Annotated in this window: 7 protein-coding genes and 1 pseudogene; 4 read left to right on the forward strand and 4 right to left on the reverse strand. The window is 63.7% G+C overall.

Annotation, left to right across the window (positions count from 1 at the left end; genetic code table 11):
* Window positions 1–16 precede the first annotated feature (16 nt).
* A pseudogene (locus D2K64_RS22135) lies at window positions 17–963 on the reverse strand (IS630 family transposase).
* A gap of 250 nt (window positions 964–1,213) precedes the next feature.
* On the opposite strand from D2K64_RS22135, the gene D2K64_RS22140 reads away from it, so the two are divergent.
* Window positions 1,214–1,507: an HU family DNA-binding protein gene (locus D2K64_RS22140; protein WP_274379327.1), complete on the forward strand. Its 294-nt coding sequence runs from the start codon at window positions 1,214–1,216 to the stop codon at window positions 1,505–1,507.
* A gap of 151 nt (window positions 1,508–1,658) precedes the next feature.
* Here the strand turns inward: D2K64_RS22140 and D2K64_RS22145 are convergent, their stop codons facing one another.
* The 3 genes from D2K64_RS22145 to repA all read right to left on the reverse strand — a co-directional run bounded on the left by D2K64_RS22145 (window position 1,659) and on the right by repA (window position 5,170).
* Entirely contained in the window at window positions 1,659–2,594 is a 936-nt protein-coding gene (locus D2K64_RS22145; RefSeq protein WP_120010561.1) for a replication protein RepA, read from the reverse strand.
* Between the two features lie 390 nt (window positions 2,595–2,984).
* Window positions 2,985–3,962, reverse strand: coding sequence for a plasmid partitioning protein RepB (gene repB, locus D2K64_RS22150; protein ID WP_120010562.1), 978 nt, complete (start codon window positions 3,960–3,962; stop codon window positions 2,985–2,987).
* On the reverse strand, window positions 3,959–5,170 hold the full coding sequence (repA, locus tag D2K64_RS22155; RefSeq protein WP_120010563.1) for a plasmid partitioning protein RepA: 1,212 nt from the start codon (window positions 5,168–5,170) through the stop codon (window positions 3,959–3,961). Before repA ends, repB begins: the two co-directional genes overlap by 4 nt.
* Before the next feature lie 421 nt (window positions 5,171–5,591).
* Here repA and D2K64_RS22160 point away from each other — a divergent pair, with 421 nt between their 5' ends.
* Genes D2K64_RS22160 through D2K64_RS22170 form a run of 3 tightly spaced genes read left to right on the forward strand, consistent with a single transcriptional unit; the run spans window position 5,592 to window position 8,470 of the window.
* The gene (locus D2K64_RS22160; protein ID WP_120010564.1) at window positions 5,592–6,650 is read left to right on the forward strand and encodes a type III polyketide synthase; all 1,059 of its coding nucleotides are present in this window, start codon (window positions 5,592–5,594) and stop codon (window positions 6,648–6,650) included.
* 27 nt (window positions 6,651–6,677) lie between these two features.
* Window positions 6,678–7,397, forward strand: a complete 720-nt coding sequence (locus D2K64_RS22165) for a methyltransferase domain-containing protein (protein ID WP_120010565.1) — start codon at window positions 6,678–6,680, stop codon at window positions 7,395–7,397.
* A gap of 11 nt (window positions 7,398–7,408) precedes the next feature.
* Entirely contained in the window at window positions 7,409–8,470 is a 1,062-nt protein-coding gene (locus D2K64_RS22170) for an FAD-dependent monooxygenase (protein ID WP_238384370.1), read from the forward strand.
* The last annotated feature ends 266 nt before the right edge of the window (window positions 8,471–8,736 follow it).

Below are 8,736 nucleotides of genomic sequence, written 5' to 3' on the forward strand. Positions count from 1 at the left end.
CTAGAGCATAATCTGATCAGTCTGGTTCATATCCTGCGACGGTGAAGTAGCTGGCACATTCCTGTGGCGAGAACTGCGGGAGCGCATCTCGGATTGCGTCCCAGAGCGCGTCGATGGTGCGGGTCGCAGCCTTCCGCAGGAGCGCCTTGAGCTTGGAGAAGGCATTCTCGATTGGGTTGAAGTCCGGCGAGTAGGGCGGCAGGAACCGTAGTGTCGCGCCTGCAGCTTGGATGGCTTCCCGAACGGCAGCGCCCTTGTGGGAGCAGGTTGTCGAGGATGACGATGTCACCGGGGCGCAGGGTGGGTGCCAGGATCTGCCGGACATAGGCGGTAAACCATTCGCTTGTCATCGCGCTGTCCAGCACCATCGGTGCGGCACAGGCCAGACAAGCGCAACGCGCCGGTGAAGGTCGTTGTTTTCCAGTGGCCGTGCGGCACGGGTGCCCGGCAGCGGGTACCGCGCTTGGAGCGCCCATAGAACCGCGCCATCTTGGTCGAGGCGCTGGTCTCATCAATGAAGACCAGCCGCTCGGGATCCAAGTCAGGCTGTGCTTCGAACCAGGTTTCACGCCTGGCTGCCACGTCAGGCCTCGATTGTTCCGCAGCGCAAGCTGTCTTTTTTGAGTGTCATGTCGTGGCGGTCCAGCAAGCGCCAGACAGTGCTCGGAGCCACTGCGATACCATGCTCCCGTCGAAGCAGCTCGGCCAACTTGCCAGAGTGATGTCGACCTTGGCGTCCACCGCCGCAAGAATGACGTCCTTCTAGGCTTCAGCCCGCTGTGACCGGCGGTCACCACCCTGGCGTTGCGCCTTGTCCCGGCCGCTCTCGTACCACTCCTGCAGCCAGCGGATTGCGCTGGACACAGAGATGCCGAACCGGGCTGCCGCGGCGCGGCGGAATGATCCTGCCCCCACCGCCGCAATGACGCGCGACCTGAGGTCGGAAGATAATGCTCTGCTCATCCCCACCGGCCTCCCCCCGGCCAAGAGGGTGAAGCAGATTTTCAGCCGCTCGCGAATCCCCGTCCGACTCAGTCAGGTCAGATTATGCTCTAGCCGGCCTGTGTCCTGGGGAACACGGTTTTCGGGCCCAGGATCGCTTTGTGGTGGAAAAACCCTATCGGATTGCCCGCAGCATCCGGCTTTGGCTTGACCGGCTTGGTATCGTCGTGTTCCTGCTGCGCCGTTTGCACATCATTGCCGGAGCATGCCTTTGTCCGACGAATCCCGCCCAATGAGCCGCCAGGATCTGGTAGACGCCGCGGCTTCAGCGACCAGCCTGCCGAAGACCCAGGCCGATGCCGTGCTGAAGGCCATCCTGTCGTCACTGGGTGACGCACTGGGTGCCGGCCGCGAGGTGCGGCTGGCCGGCTTCGGCAGCTTTGCCATCAGCGAGCGCGCTGCCCGTCAGGGCCGCAACCCCGCGACCGGGGAAGTGGTCCAGATTGCTGCCAGCAAATCTGTGAAGTTCAAGCCGGCCAAGGATCTGAAGGAGCGCCTCGGCTGAGGTGCTCGGCAGGGCTTCACCGCCCTGCCCTTTTTCTGATTTCGAGCGTTGCAGAGATCACCAGGCGGTCCCTCTCGACACCGAGCGGGCCAGCCGGAAGAGTGGCCTCGACATCGCCCCCCGTGGACTCTGCCGACCGTCTTGTTGGCGTCTAACGGAGTGCCTTGCGAACGGGTGGCGGCGACGGGTGCAGCAGCAGCCCTTCCGGCGTGAGCTCGGCCTGCGCATCCCGGTACACGGCCTGGGCCAGCTGCAGGTTCTCCGTGAAGGCAGCCTTGAAGTGTTTCCGCAGCTTGATGCCGGCGCCGAACTGCGTAGCCAATGCCGGCCAGCTGATCAGCTTGCTGTCGGGCAGGGCGTGTAAGCGGTAGGCCAGCCAGCAATATACATCCAACGCCATGGAGGAATTGCGGATGTGGCGGATCGCAGCCTCATCCAGTGGCACAGCATGCTGCCGCAATTGTTGAAAGAAGCTTTCCGAAAGCCGGGCTGTCTCGACGAACAGGTCGCCCTGACGCCGTTCCGATCCCGCGGAAGGGTCATCGACGAACATCGCGATGTCGACGATGTTCTGATTTACCAGCACCGAGCTGCCGTTCCGGGTGAAGTGAAAGGATAAGCGGCAGCGGCTGATGCGATCCGCCTGCTCCCGGACCAGCCTGGTCGTTTTCCCCCCCACGGAGACCCCGAGTCGTCCGAGAAAGTCGCGCAGGGATCGTCCCAGTGCCACGTCCCGCGAACCCGTCCGCAGGGCCTCCGATTGCAGATAGATCAGGATCAGCCTGGCGATGGAGCCGAACGGCACCCCGACATGCGCCGTGCTGCCATCCGGCTTGAGGCGGAGGCCCGGTTCGACCAGCAAGGTCAGGCTGTCGGTCTCGAGCTTCCAGACGGCTGCGTCATCATCCGGCCGTCGGTGCGGCAGCGCCGTTTGACACCATCCGGAATGGATGTAGCCGGTCCCGATGTCCTCATCGGCCGCCCAGGACGCCGCGGCCTCGACGATGCGCGGACCCCGGCGACCCTCCACCATGTCCCGGCTGGCCTGGCGTCCATAAGCTTCGATGAGGCTGTGGACCGTGGCCATGGCCTTTCCGTTTCTCGTGCTGCTGCGGCAACCTGAACCACCGCATCTCGGCTGTCGCCGTGGACTTTGCCGACCGAAGCCAATTGAAGCTAATTGGATTTACTAATTGCTCTAAGCCGGCAAAGTCCGCGGGATAATGCTGCTAACCGATTGAAATCGTGTCATGGGTGGCGGCAGAGTCCACGGCTGCGTCGGCAAAGTCCACGGCTTCGCCTGTGAACCACGGTCCATCCGTTCCGCGACTCCGATGAGACCGGAGGCGCCTGCCGGGTTTCGGAGCCTGGGCCTTCCAGGCCATGGGGCGGAGCGACGCACCGGTCGCCAAAGTCCACACCCCTTCCTCGAAGGATGACGCGTCTGCATCGCAGCCAATGGTCGCCAAAGTCCACGCTACGTGTCCCGCCTTCCTTGGAACTCCTCGTGTAAGGCGTCGAGATGGTCCACCAGGAACCTGGCGAAGTTCGGTTCCAGCTTCTCGTTGATCGTCAGGCGGGTACTATGGCCGACGGCCTCGATACGAACTACCGGATCTCCCTGAGGATTGCGCCAATACTGCTCCACCTCGTCCTCTGCCCTGCCCTGGCGAAGGGCATCGTGGATGCGCTGAAACCGCGCATCGCTGTTCAGGGCACGGAAGCCCGGCGCATCCATGGCGTGCCGGGCGAGCTGCTCAGCCTGGGGGTGAGCGAAGAGGCGTTGCAGATCCAGCCAGCGCGGCCGCCCGGTCCGGGGCGCCGCGCCGATCGCCAGGATCACCGCCCGCGGAATGGCCCGCACCACTTGCAGATAGCGGGTCATCTCGGCCGATTGCACGGCCAGCGCAGCGTGAAGCGTGGGCCGGTCGAAACCGTGCTGCTCCAGATGCGCGGCGAACAAGGCGCGTTCGATGAAGGTGAGATTGCGCCGCTCGATGTTTTCCTTGCCTTGCGCCACCACCAGCTCGGCATCGCTCAGCGGACGAATCACGGCCTTCAGCGGGATACCCAGCCGGCGGACGGCGATCAGGCGCCGGTGGCCATAGGCCATCTGATAGCGACCGGCACTCTCGGGGTGCGGCCGGACCAGCACCGGAACCTGCTGTCCCGATTCCTCGATGCTTTGCACAAGCGCCTGCAATTCGGCATCGTTGTCGGCAGCGATGCGATCTTGGATAAAGGACGTATCGACGCTGGCCGGATCCAGTTCAAGGACAACGGCGCCGGCCTCAAGCTGCGCGCGCAATGCCGCGGTTTCGTCCTTGAGATGGCCAAGATGAAGGCCCATCGCCCGGACCGCACCGGATGGGACGCGGCTGGTGGAGTCGGCGGGCTCGCGCTCCGGAGCAGGGCTTCCCCCGAGCAGCGACCGAAGGGTGTCTTTGCGCTTCATCGGCTGGTGCGTCCCCAGGCAGTGGCCATCAATTGTGCGACCTCGCCATTGACGGCATCGAGCGCCTCGCTGGCGCGGTTATAGGTTTCGCGGCTGAAATTCTGCGGGCCGACCTCGTAGAGCGTCTGTTTGGTCAGACCGGCATCGGAGATCGCCGTCGACTTCACCATGGGGTTGGTCAGCACACGCTCGCCGAACAGGCTGCGCAGAAAGCCTACCACCTGGGTTTGTGGCCCATCCTGTGGTTCGTAGCGGGTGACGAGGTATCGCAGGAAGTCGTATTCCAGGGAGCCGCCGGCCTCCCGAACCACCGACAGAAGATCGGAGGTCATCAAGAGGAACTGACACATGCTCGCAATATCCAGCATTTGTGGATGCACGGTGATCAGCACCCCGGTTGCTGCGCAAAGGGCTGCCAGGGTCAGGAAGCCGAGTTGCGGTGGACAGTCAATGACGACCACATCGTATTCAGCCTCCACCGTGGCCAGTGCCTCGCTCAGCCGGGTGAAGAAAAGGGCTTCCTTGCGTCCCTCAGCCTTCGCCAGCAGACGCGGCGTGTCATGTTCGAATTCGTGCAGTTCCAGATTGGCCGGCACTACGTCGAGGCCGGGAATGTAGCTGGGGCGGATCACCTCACGCAGGGGGCGCCGCTGGCTGTCGTACCGCAAGGCCGCGTAGAGGGTCTCGTTCTCGCCGATGTCCAGTTCGGGTTGGTAGCCGAACATGGCGGACAGGCTGGCCTGTGGGTCCAGATCAAGAGCCAGGACGCGGAAGCCCCGGAAGGCCAGGTACTGCGTCAGATGAACCGTGGTTGTGGTTTTGCCCGAACCGCCTTTGAAATTTGCGACGGCGATGATCTGCAGATGCTCTCCACCTTTGCGCCCAGGCGGACCGGGCTTCTTCTTGGTGCCGAGGAAAGATCGAAGCTCGTGGATCTGCTCCAGCGTGTAAGACCGGCGGCCGCCGCCGGTCTTCTCGGGAACCGGACCCTCCCCCGCCAGTGCCAGTTGGCGCAAATAGGAGTCGCTGATTTGAACAAGGGAAGCGGTTTCCCCGCTGGAAAAGCGACGCAATGTTTTCTGGGCGGCGGGAGGAAAGATGCGGTTGCGGAGCAGGGCCAACTGTGCGCTCAAGGCCTGCGCATCGGACCCGATCAACGCATCAATGGTTTGTTGTGCCGATGATCCGGCTGATGTGACATCAGGCATGAAAACGCTTTTCCCCGGCAATATGCATTCCAAGCGTTAGTATAAGCATTTCCGGGCGGGATGAGCCACGAGGATCAGATGGTCGCATTGACAGCTGTCAACGATACGGCGTCTACATCTGGCTAACGAGATCAACGAGAGCCTGAAAGCAGGCAAGCTTCCAACGGATATCGATGTGGATAGATGTCCCTCCAGAAGGCAGCCAGGCGACGGCATTAGGCTGTTCTTTGCTCGGCTCGATGCCGCCTCACTCAAGAGGGAATTGGTCGAAAGGCTGATGAGTGCATGCCGTACCAGACACCGCATTGATCAAGCTTACTGACAGCAAATCGTCTCAAGCCACGTCAATCTTGTTCCTGAACCGGAACTTTGATCCTGCAGCATCTGGTAGATCTGGATCGCGATACGATCTCTGTTGGCAATGACCCCCATCAAGGTTTTTCTCAACCGGATCGGAACAGCAACTCCTCGGCATGAGGTGCATGGGACGTTCCGGGCCTTCGCCGAACAACTGATCCCGGATCTGCGAGCCCGACGTATTTTCAGCCGGATGGCTGACCGGGCAGGCATTGAGCAACGCTGGTCGGTGCTACGACCAGATGGACGTCCTGACATGGTGGACTCGGAAGGCTTCTATATGCCGGGTCGATTTCCCAGCACGGGAAGGCGGATGCAGCGTTGGGAGGATGAGGCGGCGCCGCTGGCGTTCCACGCCTTGAAGGAGCTGGGGCCGGTCGCCGGAATCACTCATGTGTTCACCGCATCCTGCACCGGCTTCGCTGCGCCCGGCCTGGACCATGCCCTGTGCGCCCATTTGAACCTTGAAGAATCGGTCGCACGCCTGAACATCGGCTTCATGGGATGTCAGGCCGCGATCGTGGCATTGCGATTGGCACGCGATACGGTGCGCGCAGATCCCAAGGCCCGCGTTCTGGTCGTGAACCTCGAACTCTGCACCCTGCATCTGCAGGAGCAGCCTGACGTGGAGCAACTCCTCTGCTTTCTGTTGTTCGGGGATGGCTGTTCCGCGGCTCTGGTGTCCGCCGAACCTGTCGGGCTGAGGCTGGATGCGTTCCGCACCGCGCTGTTGCCGGAAGCTCGGGAACAAATTGCCTGGCGTGTCGGCGATAATGGCTTCGACATCGTCTTGTCGGGCGAAGTGCCGAAAAGCCTGGGCAGGGCCCTGCCGACACGGCTGCCCAGCATCTTGGGCGGAGATGATGCGTCAGCTTTCCCGCTCTGGGCCATACATCCTGGTGGGCGCTCCGTGCTGGATGCCGTGGAAGCAGCGTGCCAGCCGCCGGACGGTGCCTTGAACGCGTCCCGCGCCGTGCTGGCGGCGCACGGCAACATGTCGTCCCCGACTGTAATGTTCGTGCTGCGGACGATGCTGCAGGCAGCGTCATCGGGGCAACGTGGCGTGGCCATGGCCTTCGGTCCCGGCCTTTCCGCGGAAACGCTGCGTTTCACCATGGCCTGATGCTGAGCAGCGAAAGCACCTGAACCGATGCTGCACACCCGCATCTTTGCGCCGGAGATCATGGATGACACGAACCAGGATTTCATAGCCTTCTCCGCAGCACTTGCCGATCTGGAACGGATCAACCGTCTTACGCTGGCCTACCGCCCGACCCTGCGCTGGCTGGACCGGCTGGCTCAGGGACTGAGCGCCGACAGCCTCACCGTGCTCGATGTCGGGGCCGGGGGCGGCGACATGCTGGCCCAGGTCGCTGCCTGGGGCGCCCGCAGAGGAGTACGGCTGGAGCTTACGGCTCTCGACCGGTCGCCGCATGCGGCCGCACACGCGCGGGCAAGGCATCCTGACCTGACCGTGCGATGGATCACTGCCGATCTCTTCGCGCTTGATGCAGCCGAGAATTTCGACGTGGTATTCTGCTCACTGTTCGCCCATCACCTGAAGGACGAGGCAGTGGTACGTTTTCTCCGCTGGCTGAACGCACGCGCGCGACGGGGTTGGCTGATCAACGACCTGCATCGCCACCCGGTGCCCTGGGCGGCGGTCTGGGCGGGAGTGCGGCTGCTGCGCATGCACCCGATGGTGGTACACGACAGCACAGTGTCCATCGCCCGGGGCTTCTCGCGCGCGGATTGGCAGGATCTGCTGAGCCGCGCCGGCGTCGCCGCGGAAATCGCCTGGGCCTTTCCCTTCCGCTGGACCGTCGCGGGCGGCGCCTGCGTCGCACTACCGGACGGGCTCACCGCGTGAACGCGACGCTGGTGCTGGGTGGTGGCCCGGCCGGCGCAGCAGCGGCCCTTTGCCTGGCCCGAGCTGGAATCTCTGTGACCTTGATCGAACGGGAAGCGGCCCCGCAAGAGAAAGTCTGCGGCGAATTCCTCGGGTCCAATGCCGCCCGACGGCTGCGGCATCTGGGTCTCGATCTTGCCGCCCTCGGTGCCGTATCCATCAAAGGTGCACGTCTCGCATCCGGAGCGCGCAGAGCGGCTCTGGACCTGCCATTCGAGGCTTGGGGCCTACCTCGGGCCCGGTTGGACGAGGCCCTACTCGCCGCGGCCGCGACGGCTGGCGCAAACGTCATGCGAGGCTGTGCCGCCCGCCGGGCTGAGCGCGTGGCGGAGGGCTGGCGCCTGCACCTGTCGGACGGCATGGTCCTGGCCGGCCCTGCTCTGGTGCTGGCCAATGGCAAGCACGAGTTGAGAGGACAGGCGAGGGCGCAGCGTGGGCAGCATGTTGGCTTGAAGCTTCCGCTACGGCTTTCCGGCCCCCTGGCCGAGGTGTTGCTCTTGCCGCTGCGGGGTGGCTATGCCGGGCTTCAGCCGAGCGTCGGTGGGCAAGCCAATCTCTGCGTTGCCCTACGCAAGGCCGACAAGGCTCTATCCACACCGGAGGGGCTGCTCCGAACGGTGGCGGCCGGTTCCGACCTTGCGGCCATGCTGCTGGCAGGAGCCATTCCGGTGCGGAAGAAACCACTCGCGATCGCGGGCCTGCCCTATGGCTTCTTGCACCGTGACGCCGCTCACGTTGATGGAACGCTGTTCCGCGTCGGCGACCAGTTCGCTGTGATTCCGTCGCTGGCGGGCGAAGGCATGGACATGGCACTGGCGAGCGGCATCGCCGCTGCCGGGGCGATCGTGGCCGGTGAACACGCCGGGCGGTTCCATGCGAGAATGCGGCGTGCATGGCAGAGACCCATGCGTTGGGCCGGCCTCGTCGCGAGGCTGCTGGACCAGACGCCTGGCGGAGCCGTGCGTGCGGCCGAAATGCTGCCGCTTGCCGCCCGCTTCGTTGCGGGGCGAATGCGTTTGGGTCACGGCGCCTGAGGTCGCGAGCCGATCGCCGCTTCAGGATCCATGCCAAAACGAGTGCAGGCATCGGAGACAATGGGATTGTCCCGAGCACCTTATAGCGACAACAGCAGAAGAAGGCTTCTCCTACTTCAAACTTCCTCGGCGGAGTGGACCGGGTAACCAGTCGCCGAAGTTGCGCTGGCAGGTTTCCCTTCAGCACGTCGGTCGCGTTCCTGGACGTGGTGTAGGACCTGACCGCCTTTGAAGTGGCGGTCACCACGGTGGTTCTCGGTAGGGTT

Source organism: Teichococcus vastitatis, from assembly GCF_003604215.1.
Lineage (GTDB): Bacteria > Pseudomonadota > Alphaproteobacteria > Acetobacterales > Acetobacteraceae > Pseudoroseomonas > Pseudoroseomonas vastitatis.

Coding starts and splice junctions, on each gene's coding strand:
- D2K64_RS22145 (WP_120010561.1), bottom strand. CDS start 2,594: ATGGCCACGGTCCACAGCCTCATCGAAGCTTATGGACGCCAGGCCAGC.
- repA (WP_120010563.1), bottom strand. CDS start 5,170: ATGCCTGATGTCACATCAGCCGGATCATCGGCACAACAAACCATTGAT.
- D2K64_RS22165 (WP_120010565.1), top strand. CDS start 6,678: ATGCTGCACACCCGCATCTTTGCGCCGGAGATCATGGATGACACGAAC.
- D2K64_RS22160 (WP_120010564.1), top strand. CDS start 5,592: ATGACCCCCATCAAGGTTTTTCTCAACCGGATCGGAACAGCAACTCCT.
- repB (WP_120010562.1), bottom strand. CDS start 3,962: ATGAAGCGCAAAGACACCCTTCGGTCGCTGCTCGGGGGAAGCCCTGCT.